Origin of the sequence: Alistipes ihumii AP11 (genome assembly GCF_025144665.1) — a bacterium.
GTDB lineage: Bacteria > Bacteroidota > Bacteroidia > Bacteroidales > Rikenellaceae > Alistipes_A > Alistipes_A ihumii.
Genome location: NZ_CP102294.1, coordinates 703921 through 722085 on the forward strand (window position 1 = coordinate 703921; position 18165 = coordinate 722085).

13 protein-coding genes are annotated in these 18165 nt (G+C 58.9%); 11 read left to right on the forward strand and 2 right to left on the reverse strand.

From position 1 onward, the window contains the following. Positions 1-27: 27 nt before the first annotated feature. The 8 genes from NQ491_RS02845 to NQ491_RS02880 all read left to right on the forward strand — a co-directional run bounded on the left by NQ491_RS02845 (position 28) and on the right by NQ491_RS02880 (position 11397). A complete protein-coding gene (locus NQ491_RS02845; RefSeq protein WP_019244842.1) occupies positions 28-2508 on the forward strand; it encodes an alpha-ketoacid dehydrogenase subunit alpha/beta in 2481 nt (826 codons plus the stop codon). A gap of 105 nt (positions 2509-2613) precedes the next feature. Beyond that, complete coding sequence (locus tag NQ491_RS02850; RefSeq protein WP_019244841.1) at positions 2614-3801, forward strand: hypothetical protein; 1188 nt, start codon at positions 2614-2616, stop codon at positions 3799-3801. Between the two features lie 78 nt (positions 3802-3879). Then, positions 3880-5838 (forward strand): SDR family NAD(P)-dependent oxidoreductase, encoded by a 1959-nt coding sequence (locus NQ491_RS02855; RefSeq protein ID WP_019244840.1) that lies wholly within the window; start codon positions 3880-3882, stop codon positions 5836-5838. Positions 5839-6024: 186 nt separating this feature from the next. Beyond that, positions 6025-7299 carry a zinc-binding dehydrogenase gene (locus NQ491_RS02860; RefSeq protein WP_019244839.1) on the forward strand — a complete coding sequence of 425 codons (1275 nt, stop codon included), beginning with the start codon at positions 6025-6027 and terminating at the stop codon, positions 7297-7299. A 131-nt stretch (positions 7300-7430) separates the two neighbouring features. Then, a complete protein-coding gene (locus NQ491_RS02865) occupies positions 7431-8732 on the forward strand; it encodes a class II aldolase/adducin family protein (RefSeq protein ID WP_019244838.1) in 1302 nt (433 codons plus the stop codon). 5 nt (positions 8733-8737) lie between these two features. Further along, a complete protein-coding gene (locus NQ491_RS02870; RefSeq protein WP_147524908.1) occupies positions 8738-9478 on the forward strand; it encodes a lipoate--protein ligase family protein in 741 nt (246 codons plus the stop codon). Between the two features lie 226 nt (positions 9479-9704). After that, positions 9705-9905 carry a cold-shock protein gene (locus NQ491_RS02875; RefSeq protein WP_019244835.1) on the forward strand — a complete coding sequence of 67 codons (201 nt, stop codon included), beginning with the start codon at positions 9705-9707 and terminating at the stop codon, positions 9903-9905. A gap of 202 nt (positions 9906-10107) precedes the next feature. Further along, a complete protein-coding gene (locus tag NQ491_RS02880) occupies positions 10108-11397 on the forward strand; it encodes a metal-dependent hydrolase family protein (protein ID WP_019244834.1) in 1290 nt (429 codons plus the stop codon). A 580-nt stretch (positions 11398-11977) separates the two neighbouring features. On the opposite strand, the gene NQ491_RS02885 is transcribed toward NQ491_RS02880, so the two are convergent. Continuing rightward, positions 11978-13069: a mechanosensitive ion channel family protein gene (locus tag NQ491_RS02885; protein WP_019244833.1), complete on the reverse strand. Its 1092-nt coding sequence runs from the start codon at positions 13067-13069 to the stop codon at positions 11978-11980. A 529-nt stretch (positions 13070-13598) separates the two neighbouring features. Here NQ491_RS02885 and NQ491_RS02890 point away from each other — a divergent pair. Next, the gene (locus tag NQ491_RS02890; protein WP_019244832.1) at positions 13599-13913 is read left to right on the forward strand and encodes a hypothetical protein; all 315 of its coding nucleotides are present in this window, start codon (positions 13599-13601) and stop codon (positions 13911-13913) included. A gap of 411 nt (positions 13914-14324) precedes the next feature. Here NQ491_RS02890 and NQ491_RS02895 read toward each other — a convergent pair whose 3' ends face one another. Further along, positions 14325-14921 (reverse strand): hypothetical protein, encoded by a 597-nt coding sequence (locus NQ491_RS02895; RefSeq protein WP_147524906.1) that lies wholly within the window; start codon positions 14919-14921, stop codon positions 14325-14327. Between the two features lie 325 nt (positions 14922-15246). On the opposite strand from NQ491_RS02895, the gene NQ491_RS02900 reads away from it, so the two are divergent. Together NQ491_RS02900 and NQ491_RS02905 are read left to right on the forward strand one after the other, a co-directional pair. Further along, positions 15247-15654, forward strand: a complete 408-nt coding sequence (locus tag NQ491_RS02900) for an MmcQ/YjbR family DNA-binding protein (RefSeq protein WP_019244828.1) — start codon at positions 15247-15249, stop codon at positions 15652-15654. Further along, the gene (locus NQ491_RS02905) at positions 15651-18041 is read left to right on the forward strand and encodes an alpha-L-rhamnosidase-related protein (RefSeq protein WP_019244827.1); all 2391 of its coding nucleotides are present in this window, start codon (positions 15651-15653) and stop codon (positions 18039-18041) included. The genes NQ491_RS02900 and NQ491_RS02905 overlap by 4 nt, the downstream gene beginning before the upstream one ends. Positions 18042-18165 lie beyond the last annotated feature (124 nt).

An 18165-nucleotide genomic window follows, 5' to 3' on the forward strand; every position in this document is an offset into this window, starting at 1 on the left:
AAAAATAACCTTTAAAACTTACGTATTATGCCTAAGTCGCAATATATCGATCCTACGCAAATGCGGAAACCGGGCGAGATCACGTTCACGCCGATTCCCGTCAATCAGTACAACAAGACGGTCAAGGACGAGCTCAAGGCCAAGCATTTCACCAAGGACGACCTGAAGCGGATCTACCGCGACATGGTCGTGATCCGCGAGTTCGAGACGATGCTGCAGCTCGTCAAGACGACCGGAGGATACAACGGCGTCGAGTACAACAACCCGGGCCCCGCCCACCTGTCGGCCGGTCAGGAAGCCGCAGCCGTCGGCATGGCCTACATGCTCGACATCAACGACTTCATTTTCGGATCGCACCGCAGCCACGGCGAAATTCTCGCCAAGGGTCTGCGCGCGATCGAGCTGCTGGACGACAAGAGCCTCGAGAAGATCATGAACGAGTTTTGGGACGGCGCCACCGTAAACGTCGCCAAGAAGGCGTTCAAGGGCGGCACGACCAAAGAGCTGGGTATCCGCTTCCTGCTCTACGGGGCGCTGGCCGAGGTATTCGCCCGCACGACCGGATTCAACAAGGGTCTGGGCGGCAGTATGCACACGTTCTTCACGCCGTTCGGCATCTATCCGAACAACGCGATCGTGGGCGGCAGCGGCAGCATCGCCGTGGGCGCAGCCCTCTATAAGAAAGTGAACCGCAAGCCGGGCATCGTCGTAGCCAACCTGGGCGACGCGTCGATGGCCCGCGGTCCGGTGTGGGAAGGCATGACCTTCGCCGCGATGGATCAGTTCAAGCAACTGTGGTCGGACGAGATGAAAGGCGGCCTGCCGGTAATCATCAACATCATGGACAATCAGTACGGCATGGGCGGACAGACTCGCGGCGAGACGATGGGCTTCGACTTCGCGGCCCGTATCGGTGCCGGCGTCAACCCGGCCCAGATGCACGCCGAGCGCGTCGACGGCTACAATCCGCTGGCCGTAATCGACTGCTACCGCCGCAAGAAAGCGATCCTCGAGAAGGAAAAGGACGGCCCCGTGCTGATCGACGTGCTGACCTACCGTTATAGCGGCCACTCGCCCTCCGACGCCTCGTCGTACCGCACGAAAGAGGAAATCGAGGCATGGGAGGCTCAGGACTGCATCGTAGCATTCGGCAAGGAGCTGATCGCCGCCGGCGTGGCTACGCAGGCCGATCTGGACGCCATGACCAAGGAAATCAAGGATATCATGTTCGAGACCTTCAAGCTGGCCATCGACGACGAGCTGTCGCCGCGCATGGACCTGCACAAGGAGCCCGAACTGCTGGGCACGATGATGTTCTCGAACCAGTCGATCGACTCGCTGTCGGACGCCAAGCCCGACGTGAACCATCCGATGAGCGAGAATCCCCGCGTGCAGCAGATCGCCAAGAAAGAGCGCTTCGCGTTCGACAAGGACGGCAAGCCGTTCTCGAAGATGAAGCAGTTCCAGCTGCGCGACGGTATCTTCGAGGCGATCATCGACCGCTTCTACAAGGATGCCTCGCTGATCGCCTACGGCGAGGAGAACCGCGACTGGGGCGGCGCGTTCGCCGTCTACCGCGGCCTGACCGAGGCGCTGCCGTACCACCGCCTGTTCAATGCCCCGATCGCCGAAGCGGCCATCATCGGCACGGCGATCGGATACGCCATGTGCGGCGGTCGCGTGATTCCCGAGATCATGTACTGCGACTTCCTCGGCTGCTGCGGCGACGAGGTGTTCAACCAGCTGCCCAAGTGGCAGGCCATGAGCGGCAACATTCTGAAAATGCCGGTCGTAGTCCGCGTTTCGGTCGGATCGAAATACGGCGCTCAGCACTCGCAGGACTGGACCTCGCTCGCGGCTCACATTCCCGGCCTGAAGGTCGTGTTCCCGGTTACTCCGTATGACGCGAAGGGTCTGATGAACGCCGCGCTGCAAGGAACCGACCCGGTGATCTTCTTCGAGAGCCAGCGTATCTACGACGTGGGAGAGCAGTTCCACGAAGGCGGCGTGCCGGAAGGCTACTACGAGATTCCGCTCGGCGAGCCCGACATCAAGCGCGAGGGCAAGGACATCACGATCCTGACGATCGGCGCCACGCTCTACCGCGCGCTCGAGGCGGCCAAAGTGCTCGAGGAGAAATACGGCATGAGCGCCGAAGTGATCGACGCCCGTTCGCTCGTTCCGTTCAACTACGAGAAGGTGCTCGCTTCGGTCAAGAAGACCGGCCGCATCGTGATCGCCGGCGACGCGACGGCCCGCGGATCGTTCCTGAACGATCTGGCACGCAACGTCAACGAGCTGGCGTTCGACTATCTGGACGCACCGGCCGTCGTACTCGGTTCGCGCGACTGGATCACGCCGGCCTATGAGCTGGAATACGCTTTCTTCCCGCAGGTGGACAGCTTCATCGACATCATCCACGAGAAGATCGTTCCGCTGCCCGGGCACGTTCCGACGCGCAACTTCACCGAGGCCGAACAGATCCGACGCGCCAAGGAGGGTATCTAAGGACCTGTAACGGGCTTCATCTTCAGACAAAAGGTCGCATAGATATTCAACAAATGTCCGTGTGGCCTTTTGTCACTTTCTACCATTCAACCGAAAAACGAACCTATGGATTCAACGAAAAGAAACAAGATCGAGGCGGTCAATGTCAACGCCCATCTGCATACGCCCTACTCGTTCAGCGCGTTCGACAAGCTGACCGACGCGCTCGACAGGGCCGTGGCCGAAAACGTCCGCGTCGTCGGCGTCAACGACTTCTATTCGATGGACGGCTACAAGGAGTGGAACGACGGATGCCGCAGCCGGAAGCTGTTCCCGTTGTTCAACATCGAGTTCATCAGCCTCCAGCAACAGGATCAGGCCGCCGGCGTACGGGTCAACGACCCGAACAATCCGGGCCGCACCTACCTCAGCGGCAAGGGCCTCGCCTATCCGGTCGAACTGGCCGAGCCGTACGCCTCGCAGCTGGCCGCGGTGCGTGCCGAGTCGAACGCTCAGGTCGAAACGATGTGCGGCAAGCTGAACGACGTACTTCGTTCGTACGATGCAGGATTCGAGCTCGACTTCAAGGAAATCGAGCGGACGCTGACCAAAGGATCGATCCGCGAGCGTCACTTGGCCAAGGCGTTGCGTCTGGCCGCATACGAGCACCTCAAAAACGAGCCGAAAGCGATCGCCGCCTTCTTCGAGAAGATTTTCGGCGGCAAGCCGCTCAAATCGGACGTAGCCGACCACGCGGCCGTCGAGAACGAGATCCGGGGCAACCTGCTCAAGGCGGGAGGCGCGGCCTTCGTGCCCGAGGACCCCAAGGCGTTCCTGCCTATGGAGACCGTCCGCAAGATCATTCTGGCGGCGGGAGGTATCCCGACCTATCCGTTTCTGGCCGACGACGCGAAGGGCGGCTTCACCGACTTCGAGCAGGACGTCGTGAAAACGGCCGAGACGCTCCGCGAGCGCGGCATTTTCTCGGTCGAGTTCATCACGACGCGCAACAGCGTGGAGGTGCTCGAAAAATACGCAGGCTACCTGCACGACAACGGGTTCGTCGTCACGTTCGGTTCGGAGCACAATACGCCCGCGATGGAGCCGATCGAGCTTTTCGCCCGGGGCGGAGCTCCCCTGACCGAGCGGCTCAAGTACATCAACTACTGCGGCGCGTGCGTCGTGGCGGCCCATCAGGACATCGTAGCCAGCGGCATGCAGGGCTACGTCGACAGCCGGGGTAAGGCCGACATCGACAAGCGCGACGAATACATCAAGCACGGCGACAGCGTAATCAAGGCGGCCATCCGGTAAGACCGGCCGTCGCGTGAACGAAGCCCGGCAGGGTCATCCTGCCGAAGCGAAACGCAATCATTAACAACCGAAAAGAAAATGAAAGAGATAGAACAACTGATCGAAATATCGCGCAAGTACGGCCGCGACAGCCGCTACGTGATCGCGGGAGGCGGCAACACCTCGTACAAGAATGCCGACAAGCTGTGGGTCAAGGCCAGCGGATGCGCGCTGGCGACGATCACCGAAGACGGCTTCGCCGTGCTGGACCGCAAGAAACTGAACGTCATCCCGGAAAAAACCTACCCGGCGGATACGGCCGCGCGCGAGGAGGAAGTCAAGAACGACCTGGCGGCCGCATGCATCACGAAGGACCGCCGCCCGTCGGTCGAGACCTCGATGCACAACGCGCTGAGCGCCGCGTTCATCGTCCATCTGCATCCGACGATGGTCAACGGCCTGATGTGCGGACAGAACGCCGAGGCCGAAACGGCCCGCCTGTTCGGCGACGAGGCCGTATATATCCCGTATACCGATCCGGGATACGTGCTGTTCAAGGAAGTGGACGACCGGATCAAAGCCTACAAGGCCAAATTCGGCAAGGAACCCGCCATTCTGCTGCTGCAGAATCACGGCATCTTCGTCGGCGCCGACACGACGGCCGAGGTCGAAGCCATTTACGACCGCGTGCTCTCGACGATCGAGAAGGCGGCCGGCGTATCGCTGCCCGAAGGCGACAAGCCGGTATGCGACTGCGTGCAGGAAGTGCTCCCGGCTATCCGCATGATGCTCAGCAAGCAAGGAATCAAGACGCTCCGCGTCCGCAACAACGCGCTGATCGAGCGTTATGCCTCGTCCGAAAGCGAATATGCGAAAGTTGCGGCGCCCTTCTCGCCCGACGCGATCGTCTACTGCAAGTCGAAATACATCTATCTCGCCGCCGCCGATAAGCAAGCGCTGCTCGAGCAGGCCCAAACACAGATCGAGCAATACGTCGCAGCGAACGGCTATACGCCGAAGGTGCTGCTCATCAAGGGTATCGGCTTGGTGGCGGTCGGCGACAACGCCGCAGGCTGCGACATTATTCTGGACGTGTACGAGGACATGATGAAGATCGCCGCGATCGCCCAGTCGTTCGGAGGCGAGCACCCGATGACCCAGCGCCAGATCGACTTCATCGACAACTGGGAAGTGGAAAATTATCGCCGCAAGGTCAGCGCGGGCGGCGCATCGGGACGCGTCGAGAACAAGACGATCATCGTGACCGGAGCCGCTCAGGGCTTCGGCGAGGGCATCGCCCGCTGCCTGATCCAGCAGGGAGCCAATATCGTCGTGGCAGACCTGAACGAGACGGTCGGAGCGGCGACGGCCGAGCGACTCAACGGCATGGCCCGGAGCAACCGCGCCATCTTCGTTAAGACGAACGTAGCCGACACGGAGAGCCTGCGCAACCTGATCCACGAGACGGTTTGCCGCTTCGGCGGACTGGACGTGTTCGTCAGCAACGCGGGCGTGCTGCGCGCAGGCGGGTTGGAGGAAATGACTCCGGAAAACTTCGAGTTCGTCACGAAAATCAACTACAACGCCTACTTCTACTGCGCTCAGGCCGCATCGCGCGTGATGAAGCTCCAGAACAAGTATGCCGAGGACAACTACGGCGATATCATTCAGATCAACTCCAAATCGGGCTTGCGCGGCTCGAAAGCCAACTTCGCCTACGCCGGCGGCAAGTTCGGCGGCGTGGGTCTCACGCAGTCGTTCGCGCTGGAATTGGCGCCGTTCCGCATCAAGGTCAACGCGGTCTGCCCGGGCAATTTCTACGAGGGGCCGCTGTGGTCGAACCCCGAGAACGGCTTGTTCCTGCAATATCTGCACGCAGGAAAGGTCCCGGGAGCCAAAACGGTCGAAGATGTCCGAAAGTACTACATGGACCAAGTGCCGATGCGCAAGGGAACCGGCCCGGAAGACGTCACCAAGGCCGTGCTGTACCTGATCGAGCAGACCTGCGAAACGGGTCAGGCCGTGCCGGTGACCGGCGGGCAGGTGATGCTGAGCTAAACCGGGTATCCGCCCCGGCTTCCGGCACGGAGAGAAGCCGGGGCGAATGCTTAACGATTCGATAACGCGATTCCGACACATATCGCAGCAAAAATTCGCACGGAACGAATATAATGCATATCTTTGCGGGAAAATTCGGATGTTTCATGTGAAGCCTTGCTGCAAAACTCTTAAAACCAAAAACACATGAAAACGAAAGCTGTAAGACTCTACGGTAAGAACGACCTCCGGCTGGAGGAGTTCGAGCTGCCGAAAATAAAGGACGACGAGATACTGGCCAAGGTGGTTTGCGACAGCATCTGCATGTCGTCGTACAAAGCCTCGCACGAGGCCGATATCCACAAGCGGGTTCCGCGCGACATCGCCCAGAATCCCGTTATCATCGGACACGAGTTCGCGGGCGAGCTGGTCGAGGTGGGCAGCAAGTGGAGCGGCCGCTTCAAGGCGGGCGACAAATTCTCGATCCAACCCGCGCTCAACTACGAGAAAGGCCCCGTCGGCGTGCTGAGCGCGCCGGGCTACTCGTACCGATTCATCGGCGGCGACGCGACCTACGTCGTGATTCCGAACGAAGTGATGGAGCAGGGATGCCTGCTACCGTTCACCGGCGAGGGTTACTACCCCGCCTCGCTGTCGGAGCCCCTGTCGTGCGTGATCGGCGCGATGCACGCCAACTATCATATCACGCCCGGATCGTACAAGCACGACATGGAGATCAAGCAGGGCGGTAACATGGCCATTCTGGCCGGCGTCGGCCCGATGGGTCTCGCCGCGATCAACTATGCGATTCACCGCACCGACCGCAAGCCGAAGCTGATGGTCGTGACCGACATCGACCAGACGCGGCTGGACCGCGCCGCCTCGCTTTATTCGCCCGAGGAAGCGGCCAAGAACGGCATCGAGCTGAAATACGTGAACACGGGCAGCATGGCCGATCCGGTCGAGGGCCTGAAAGCGCTGACCGACGGGAAGGGCTACAACGACGTGTTCGTATTCGCGCCGGTAGCCGCAGTCGTCGAGCAGGCCGACGCGATTCTGTCGTTCGACGGCTGTCTGAACTTCTTCGCCGGTCCGGCCAAGACCGACTTCAAGGCTCCGTTCAATTTCTATAACGTGCACTATGCTTACACCCACGTCGTAGGAACCAGCGGCGGCAACACGGACGACATGAAGGAAGCCCTCGCCATGATGAACGAAGGGCTCGATCCGGCCGGTCTGGTCACGCACGTAGGCGGTATCAACGCCGTAATCGACACGACGCTGAATTTGCCGAGCATACCGGGAGGCAAGAAACTGATATACACGCATATCGACATGCCGCTGACCCCGATCGCCGAGTTCGAGGCCAAAGGCAAGGAAAGTCCGGTCTACGCCGAGCTGCACAAGCTCTGCCAGCAGCACAAGGGGCTATGGAATACCGAGGCGGAGGCCTATCTGCTGGCCCATGCCGACAAGCTGTAGATCAAGAGTAAGGCAACGGTCCGGCGGCACGCGTGCCGCCGGACCGAAACCCAAGGGAAAGGATACACGATTAGGTTAGTTAAAATAAACAACTTTTCGGCCGAGGGGCCGAAAGAACAATGAATTAGGTTATGAAACAGTTAGACACCAAGCTGATGCATCCTGCCGACCAGATCACGGTCGTCATCAGTCGCATCTACCGGAGCGGATTGACTACCACTTCGGGAGGCAACATCTCGATCAAAGACGAGAACGGTGACATCTGGATCACGCCGGGCGGTATCGACAAGGGATCGCTGACCCCGAAAGACATCATCTGCGTGAAGCCGGACGGAACGATCATCGGTCCGCACAAGCCGTCTTCGGAATTTCCTTTCCACAAGGCCATCTACGAGATGCGTCCGAAAATGACCGCCGTCATCCACGCGCATCCGCCCGCACTCGTATCGTTCAGCATCACGCACCAGATACCCAATACGAACATCATTCCGCAAGCCAAGCGCGTTTGCGGGAAGATCGGTTTCGCGCCGTACGATGTTCCGGGCAGTCAGGGCCTCGGTCAGAAAATCGCCGCCGAGTTCAAGAATCACCCCGACTACAAAGCCGTCATCATGGAGAATCACGGCGTCGTGCTGTGCGGCGAGGACCTGATGGACGCGTACCAGCGCTTCGAGACGCTCGAGTTCTGCGCCCGCACGGTCATCAACGCCAAGACGCTGGGCGAGCCCACGTATCTGACCGACGACCAGATCGAGCAGCACGAAAAGTCGCTTCCTACGGATTATCCGCACTTCATGGGCGTCACCTATCCGTCGGACGAGCGGGCGATCCGCAGCCTGATCGTGAAAATGGTGCGTCGCGCCTGCGATCAGGGCCTGATGATCAGTTCTTACGGTACGGTTTCGGTGCGCTGGCGGGGTAACGACTTCCTGATTACGCCTCCGGGCGTTCCGCGCTGGGATATCGAGCCGGGCAACATCGTGCAGGTTAAGAACGGCATGGTCGAGGCCGGCAAGATTCCGAGCCGCTCGGTCGCCCTGCATCAGGAGATCTACCAAAGCCATCCTGAGATCAACTCGATCATCATCACGCAGCCTCCGCACCTGATGGGCTTCTGCACGTCGGGCGTCAAGTTCAACGTGCGCACGATCCCCGAAAGCTGGATTTTCCTCAAAGACACCCCGATCATTCCGTTCGGCGTGCAGTACGAGGATAACAAGAAGATTTCCGACACGCTGAAGAGCGTTCCGGCCGTACTGCTGGCCAACGACTCGGTGCTGATCACCGGCGACGGGCTGTTGCAGACCTTCGACCGTCTGGAGGTAGCCGAGTTCAGCGCCAAGTCGCTGATCATGGCGGCTCCGATCGGCGAGCTGAAACCGATCAACGACAAGGAAGTCGAAGACCTTCGCGTCGCATTCCACGTCAAATAGTGGCCGTGCGGCTCGTAAGAAGCATATCGGACTCCCCTGTCCTGAACGGGCTGTTGGAGGAGCATCTGTTGACAGAACGTCCCTTAGGGGACGTTCTGCTCTTCTATATCAACCGGCCGTCGGTCATCGTCGGACGCAACCAGCGGATCGAAGCGGAGGTAGACACCGATTACTGTCTGCGGCACGGCATCGAGATAGTCCGGCGCCTTTCGGGAGGCGGAACCGTCTACCATGACTACGGAAACATCAATTACGCTTTTATCGTAGACAAGGACGAAAGGCCCGTTCTGGACCGCGATTTCGCCACGCCGATCATCGATGCGCTGCGACCGCTCGGCGTCGAGGCCGTCTCGGGAGAACGCAAGGAGCTGCTTGTCGGCGGCTACAAAATCTCGGGGACCGCCTCGCATGTCGCACGCACGCGGATACTTTTCCACGGCACGCTGCTGCACCGAACGGACCTCGGCGCGCTGGACAGAGCGCTTCGCGGAGACGTCTCGAAGCGCGGTCGGAAAGTCGCGTCGGTTCCGAGTCCGGTCATGAATCTGGCCACGCTGACCGGAGAGCAGGAAACGACGGAACACTTCCTCGGCAGACTGACCGGATTTTTTGAAAACTATTACGGCACGGCGCTTCGGCTGGAACCGGAGCCGGAAACGGAAGCCGCGCTCAAAAGAAGAGCGAACGAGTTGTCCGGGCCGGCATCGGGAAGCCTGCAGCCGCCCGTCTCCGAAGCGGAAAGATAACAGGAAATCCCAAACGGAATAAAGCCGGGCAGGACGATCCGAGCGGAAATCGCCGAAGGATTCGGACTCCCATATTTCCCATATGGAACAGCCGGCGGGAAAGATCGCATCCGTCCGTGAGGACAAGGGAGCGGAGACCGACGGTTTTATGAAAATAAAAACTCTTTTTCTATTGGATTTCCGGACTTTTTGATTTTCTTTGCAATGTTATTCTAATTCAACTTTTATGAAAGGTACAGTAAAGTGGTTTGATTCGGCCAAAGGTTATGGCTTTATCACGACCGAGGCAGGTAGTGACATTTTCGTACACTACACGGGTATTAACAAGGAAGGGTTCCGCGGTTTGGAAGAAGGCCAGAACGTCGAGTTCGAAGTGAGCGAAGGCAAGAAGGGCGAGCAGGCCGTGAACGTTTCCGTAATAGGATAAGATTCTGTATTTATAAAAAGATACTGATTTTTTCTATTTTTCATCCGAAAAAAGCCGCAGATTCCCTCTGCGGCTTTTTTTATCGCCCGGACCTCTTGCGGTCAGCGTCCGAGCGATATGCGGCAAGACGCCTTTCCCCTCTTTTCGTCCGACACATGGCACACGATATGCTGTAAGGAATAGCGTAAAACGACCGACAGCCATGACTCCGCAACGAACCGCTCGGGAAACGAAGAGCATCATACTGAACAACGTCGTCATATTCAACGGCAAAGAAGAAAGCACCGTCCGGGGAAGCGTCCGGATCGACGGCAACCGGATTCGAACGGTCTCGACAGAACCGATCGGTTCTGATCGGGACCGGCCGGCCGAGGTGATCGACGGTCAAGGAAAATTCCTGATGCCGGGACTGATCGACGCGCATTGGCATGCCTTTCTCGCCCCGAACACGACGATGGACCTGATGACGGCCGACGAGTCCTACACGCAACTGAAGGCCGGACGCGAAGCCGAACGAACACTGCTGCGGGGCTTCACCACGATCCGGGACGCCGGAGGACCGGTCTTCGGCCTGAAGCGCGCGATCGACGAGGGAATCGTCGCCGGCCCCCGGATATTCCCCAGCGGCTCGATGATTTCGCAGACGGGCGGTCACGGCGACTTCCGGGCCGTCTATGACATTCCCCGGCCGTTCGAGTGCTGCGATCCGACCCACACCGAAATGATCGGAGCGGCGACGATCGCCGACGGTCCGGACGCCGTCGCCGTCGCCGCAAGAAACAACCTGAGACTGGGCGCCAGCCAGATCAAGCTGATGGTAGGAGGCGGCGCCGCCTCGCTGTACGACCGGCTCGAGGACGTCCAGTTCTTCGAGGAAGAGATACGGACGGCGGTCCATGCGGCCGAAAACGCCGGCACATACGTCATGGTGCACGTTTACGTCCCCGAGGGAATCAGGCAGGCGATCCGGGCCGGAGTGAAAAGCATCGAGCACGGACACCTGATCGACGAAGAAACGATGAAAATGATCGCCGACAACGGCGTATGGCTCAGCATGCAGCCGTTCACGGCCGACGACAACACCTACCCGAGCGAAGAACAACAGCGCAAGCACGAGATGATCGTCGCCGGCACGGACAATACGTACAAGCTCGCAAAAAAGTACGGCGTCAGGCTCGCGTGGGGAACCGACCTGCTGTTCAACCCGGCCAAAGCCAAGGACCAGAACCGAGGAATCGCCAAGCTGGCCCGCTGGTTCTCGAACTACGAGATATTGAAAATGGTAACCCGCGACAACGCGGAGCTGCTCGCCCTGTCGGGCCGCAGGAATCCCTATCCGGGCCCGCTCGGGACGATCGAGACGGACGCCTTGGCCGATCTGTTGCTCGTCGACGGCAATCCGCTGGAGAATATCGAACTGCTGACCGAACCGGAGAAAAACTTTCTGCTGATCGTCAAGGACGGAACGATATGCAAGCGACAGGGCGTCTGAGGGCGCCGGACCCGCGAGAGGCTCCCCCGAACGGAGAAAAGACAAACGGACCGAGCGGTTCCCGGCACGCCGGTCTCAAGCCGACGAAGTCCCGAAGCGATCGGACAAATGCAAGGCCGACCGTGCGACAAGCGACTGCACCCGGAAACACCGTCGGCCGGACCGAGCGGGTCCAAGTATCCGCACGGGGTTCCGTACCCGCTTCGACAAGTATTTGCACTCGGAATCGTTCCGGCAGACCGGCACGCTGTCATCAGCCAGACCGGAGACCGGTCCATACGGCGGCATTCCCGGGCCGACAAACCGGAGCCGGGCGTTTCAACCGTCATACAGAGATCGCGCAAAATTCGTCGGAGAATCCGGCAACCGGATCGCCTCGACTATTTTCCCAGTGAGATAAGACCGAGCGAACGGGGAGTATTCCCCGCAAAGCATACCGGTCCATAATCCGATCCGGCTCAAGCCCCGAGCGCGTTCAAAAAGGAAACGGCCGGTGGCCGGAAAGCAGAACCGCCGCCCATACGGAACAGAACCCGGACCCCGCACCCGTCAGGGCGATCCGCCAAACCGAACGGAAAGATCATGCACCGGCAGAACCGTCCTTGGCCGCCGGTCCCACATCCATGATCCTCGTCCTGACGAAACAGTCCGGATAGTTGTCTTGAAGAAATTTCAAAAGTTTTTCCCGAACATCGACCGAAAGGTCCCACCGCGAGCCCGAATCGCTGCTGCTGAACAGCACCCGCACCTCCATGTAACGTTCTTTCATGTCGGTCACCTGCACGTTCGAGGCGCGTCCGTCCCATTTCGGGTGATCTCTCAATATCCTTTCGGTCTCCCTGCGCAGGGCTTCCAGCGGCATGCCGTAGTCGAGATACAAGTAGACGGTGCCGAGCAGCTGGGCCGAATTGATCGTCCAATTCTGAAACGGCTTCTCAAGGAAATAGGTCACGGGCAGAATGAGCCGGCGCTGATCCCACAGGCGCACGACCACGTATGTCAGCTTGATCTCCTCGATCACGCCCATTTCGCCCTCGACGATCACGCTGTCGTCCAAGCGTATGGGTTGCGTGATAGCCAGCTGGATACCGGCCAGTATCATGCCGAGACTCTTCTGAGCGGCAAAGCCCACGATAATTCCGGCGATTCCGGCGGACGTAAGCAAACTGACGCCCACCGCCCGGATCTTGTCGAACGTCATCAGGCAGACGGCTACGACCACGACTACGATCAGTCCGGCGATCATCCGCTCGAAAATCTTCATTTTCGTCAGGCTCCCGCGTACCTGCATATCCTTGTCGGCCTTCGCATCGAGCTTTTTCTCCAGCACGTAAAACAATATGCGCGTCAGCTTGATCAGAATCCATCCGATCGTAACGATCACGAGAATCTCGATCGCATGATTCATTGCGCCGAAATATCGGGTGTCGTAAAACACGGTCTGACTGAATATCCGGAACATGATCCAGATCAGCAGCAACAGGAAAGGCATACGAAGCACGTCGATGACGAAATCGTCGAACAGACCTTGGGTTCGGCGGGCCCGCCGGGCCAACTTGCGCGTAACATAGCGGTACAGTATGACGACCGCCGTGACCGCGACCGCGAAAATCAGAAAGCCGACGACGATCCGAGCCGTCTCGTTTTGTGCGTAGATGTTCACGGAATCCATATCATAATTGTTTTGATGTCCGCCCCGGCGTCTCGCAGCGAGACGGAAATCCTTGCACGGAAGAGGCGGAGACTTTCCCTGCAAACATCGTACAAAAGCCGCCGCGTGCCCCGGACGAAAGAGTCCCCTAAAGAAACATGAACCGAAAACAGGCCGAGGATTTCCGTATCCGGTCCCGGCATAGTCGCAAAGCCCAAGAAACTATGGCTTTTTTGACATAACTATTTCTCGAAAAGCACCGGAGTTCCGAAATTCAGGCATCCGTTCGTAATAAATTTACTAACCGTTTAAAATCAAAACCTATGAAACATCGGACATCGTACTTGAAACGAGCGCGGGAAATACAACGAATCGTTTCCCGGCATTACGAACCAGGAAGACAGGACCGAAACCTAAGCGCGGTATACCGTCGCCACGTCGAACCGCGATTCGGCATCACCTACAAGACCTTTCTGCGGGCCCGGAAGATCGACACCTCACCGCTCGGTCAGGACGAGGCCGTCCGCGAAACAGTCCATTCCGACGAGCCATGCGGAGAGTGAGCCGATTCCATTTCGAGCCGGGTACGGTGTATCTGTTCACCGAATCCAGAAAAGACGAGCCCGAATACGGCCTGTACGGCCTGTTCGACTGCATGGACCGAGGGAAAATCAAACTCGAGGCGGTCCAGCATCGGCCGTGCGGCCTCCGCTACGAAGAATACCTTCCGGACGAATATCGTTACGTGCGCAAAGCGAAAGGAGACGAGATCAGGGACTTCTGCTATCTGCACGGATACGACCGCTGCCGGATAGAGCGCCTGCATACCCCGGATCTCCGCAATCCGGCCGCAGGCGTTCCCTGATATCTTATGTTGTCGATATTCGCCGTTGCTCTTTGTGCGAAAAATCGTTTTGATTACCTTTGCACGATATGAACGGATGAGATAACCGAATATAGACATACGCGAGATTTAAGCTCGAACTGTTTATTCCAATTCTGAAAGACGCCATTCACCCGATAGAGCAGGAAAATAGACAGTTGAAGCTTGTGCACAGCACGGGCTTCGACTTACCCTGCACGGTCGATTGGCGTCGCCTCAGAATGTAAGATCGGAGTCCGTGCCTTTACTTCCGCCCTCCCCCACGAGTCTCGGGAAAGCGCCCGAACGCTCTCCGATCGTCTGCTCCGGACCGTTTCTATCCGGATCGCCGAACAGAAAAAAGCTGCAGGCAGAACCTGCAGCCTCGTTTCCGATCTTTCGATACCGTTCCAACTACTTGCCGTTCTGAGCAGGCGCGCTATTGGCATCGGCCTTGGCTTTGGCATCGGCCTTAGCCTGATCGGCCGGCGAGACGACCATCGACGCGCACTGTTGCATCGCATCGGCTACCTCGGTCGGAACTCCGGGCTCGTCGAACAGCGCGATGGTGAACAGATCGGGCGTACGGTACAACTCCTTGATCTTGCCGGTCAGACAACCGTAGAACGATTTGACCTGATCGTTCGACAAACCGGCGGGAAGAATACCGGCCTGCTGCAACTGGTCGTAGGGGAACAGCAGCGGAAGATTCTCGTAGTTGGGACCGATCGTGAATCCGAGGCAGTCGACGATCACGGCGTCCACCGTATCGGTCTTGCCGGTCAGTTTGTCGAAGCGATTGTAGTCGGGATACGTCTCCTCGATCGTCGTCACGACGCATTCCTCGAGATTCGTGTAATTTTTCGCCTCCATGTGGCGGATAGCCGAACGGTCATGGCGGTCGCGCACGACTTTGCGGACCTCGTCCCTCTCCTTGTCGGTCCACTTCCGTGACTGGGAACAAGAAACAACCAGCGCGATGGCTGACAGAGCTAAGATAATTTTTTTCATTGCTTTTTGAATTAGGTTATTAAACTCTACGGGTAATTGCGTATTTCTTTCTCGCTCGCGAATTTACGGAGGGAAAGCCTGCAAAAACCGCACACGGTCTTCGCAAGCGGTCGTGTCGCGGACAACTCGCGCAACCGGCCCCGAAACGATACGGCAGAGGACCGAACCGATTACGGAGCGAATGAAATGAAGCAAAGCCGCGTTTCAAAATCCCGTTTTTATTTCTATTTTTGTTTTCGGACCTATCCGGCCCGGCCCATACGGTTTACCGCGAACGGCAAAGCGAGGGGCGGGAACTATCCGAACGTCCGATAAATGCGTCCATATGGATATACTCGACGTACGCGAACTCTGCCTGTCTCTGCCTCAGAGCGAGGAAACGACCCCTTTCGACGAGACGACGCTGGTCTACAAGGTAGCGGGCAAAATGTTCCTGCTCGCCGATATGACCGACGGCCGCGCCGTCAACGTCAAGTGCGATCCCGATCATGCGATCGCGCTCCGGGAGCGGTACGCCGAGGTGACGCCGGGCTGGCACATGAACAAACGCCACTGGAATACGGTACGCATCGACGGCGACCTGCCGGAAAAACTGATCCGCGAATGGGTCGTCGATTCGTATCGTCTGGTGGCCGGAAGCCTGCCCAAAACCGTGCGCGGACCGCTACTCGAAGCGCTGGACGCATGCGCCGAGGAAAACGAACCCGAGAAACCAATGAACCCGAACCGATGAAAAAACTGTTTCTGCTTACGCTCGCTCTGCTGGCGGCCGCGACAGCCGGCGCCCAGATCCACCTCGAAGGCTACCGCCAAAGCGACATCGCCCCCCGCTGGACCGAAGGACGATGGGACGCACGGTGGATCTCCGTCCCCGGAGAACCGCTGAACGCCTATGGCGTCTATCTCTTCCGCAAGACGCTGAATCTGCCGTCGAAACCGGAACGATACGTCGTGCACGTATCGGCCGACAACCGCTACAAGCTCTACGTCAACGGACATCTGGTCAGTCTGGGTCCCGCCCGAGGCGACATCTACAACTGGAACTACGAGACGGTCGACCTGTCGCCCTGGCTACGGCAAGGCGACAATACGCTGGCCGCCGAAGTGTGGAACTTCGTCGAATGGAAGCCGATCGCGCAGATCAGCTTCAATCAGACCGGACTGATCGTTCAGGGCAACGGCCCCGACGAGCAGGGCGCCAATACGGACGGCAGCTGGAAATGCCTGCGTAACGACGCCTATGCCCCCCACACGACCGGAGTCTACGGATACTTCGCCGCCGGACCCGGCGAGCGGATCGACGCGTCGCGCTACCCATGGGGCTGGCAGCAACCGGACTACGACGACTCCGCCTGGGCGGCGGCCCGCGTCGGCATGGAAGGCGCGGCCAAGGGCGCCCGAGACTATCCGGGCCGGCTGCTCGTCCCGACTCCGATTCCGCCTATGGAGTACGCCGAGGACCGTTTCTCGCGCGTGCGCCAATCGGAAAACGCCCGGATTCCCGACGCCTTTCCGCGCTCGGCCGCTTCGATCACCGTTCCGGCCCGCACGAAAGCCCGCATCCTGCTCGACAACGACTCGCTCACTACGGCCTATCTGTCGCTGCTGTTCAGCGGCGGACGGGGCTCGCAGATCACCGTCGCATACGCCGAAGCGCTCTATATGGACACCGCCCCGCTGTCGAAAGGAAACCGGGACGAGATCGAAGGCAAGAAATTCGTCGGATACGAGGACATCATTCTGCCCGACGGCGGCAGCGACCGGCTGTTCACGTCGCTTTGGTGGCGGACGTGGCGTTACGTGCAGCTGACGATCGAGACGAAAGACGAGCCGCTCGAAATCGGCGACGTGTACGGCACGTTCACGGCCTATCCGTTCGAGCGCGCATCAACGTTCGACGCACCGGGACATCCGCAGCTGAACCGCATGCTCGACATCGGCTGGCGGACGGCGCGCCTGTGCGCGAACGAGACCTACATGGACTGTCCCTACTACGAACAGTTGCAATATTTCGGCGACACGCGGATTCAGGCGCTCATTACGCTCTACAATACGCGCGACCGGTACATGGCGCGCAATGCCATCGAACAGGGCCGCCAGTCGATCGTATCGGACGGCATCACGATGAGCCGCTACCCGTCGGGCATTCACCAGTTCATCTCGTCGTTCTCGCTCTATTGGATATGCATGGGACACGACTATTGGCGCTACCGGGGCGAGGAGGAATACCTGAAAACGCTTCTGCCGGCATACCGGGGAGTGTTGTCGTGGTACGAAGGCTTTCTGAAAGAGGATTTCTCGCTCGCATTCGTGCCGCACTGGTTTTTCGGCGACTGGGCATCGAATTTCGAGGCGGGAGAGCCTTTCCGCGAGAAGGACGGCAATTCCGCGTTCCAAGACCTGCTGTTTGTCATGGGACTCGAAGCGGCCGCCGACATGGAGGAGGCTTTCGGCATACCCTCGTACGGGAAACGCTACCGCGAAACGGCCTCGTCGATCAAGCGGACGATCAAGGAGAAATATTGGGATGCCGAACGCGGCCTGTTCTCCGACACGCGCGACCGGCGCAACTATTCGCAGCATGTCAACGTGCTGGCGATCCTGAACGAAGCGGTCGAAGGCGACGAGGCGCGCGCCGTCATGGAACGCACGCTGGCGGACACCACGCTGACGCAGACGACGATCTATTTCCGCTACTATCTGAACCAAGCGCTGAAAAAAGCCGGGCTGGGCGACCGACTGTTAGACAACATGCAGGTGTGGGAAGACCAGATGGCACTGGGCCTCTCGACCTGGGCCGAACAGCCCGAACCGTCGCGCTCGGATTGCCATGCTTGGGGCTCGAGCCCGAACATCGAATTTTTCCGCACGATCCTCGGTATCAACAGCGACGGACCGGGATTCTCGCGCATCCTCATCGAGCCCTCGCTCGGCAAGCTGAAGGAGGTTTCGGGCACGATGCCCCACCCTCGCGGCGACATCGCGGTAAAATACCGAGTCGGCAAAAAAGGTTCTCTGTCGGCCGAAATCACGCTGCCCGAGGGAGTCGAGGGAGAATTGATATGGAACGGGGAACGCAGGCCGCTTCACGGAGGATTCCAGCAATTGACCGTTCGATAAAACCGTACGCATACGAATCCGACGAAGGTCGCGGAAAATCCGCGACCTTCGTCATCTCTGAACAGTTTAATGGGCCATCGATCAACTCGGTTCAGGCATCGCACCTTACACCGATACCCGACAA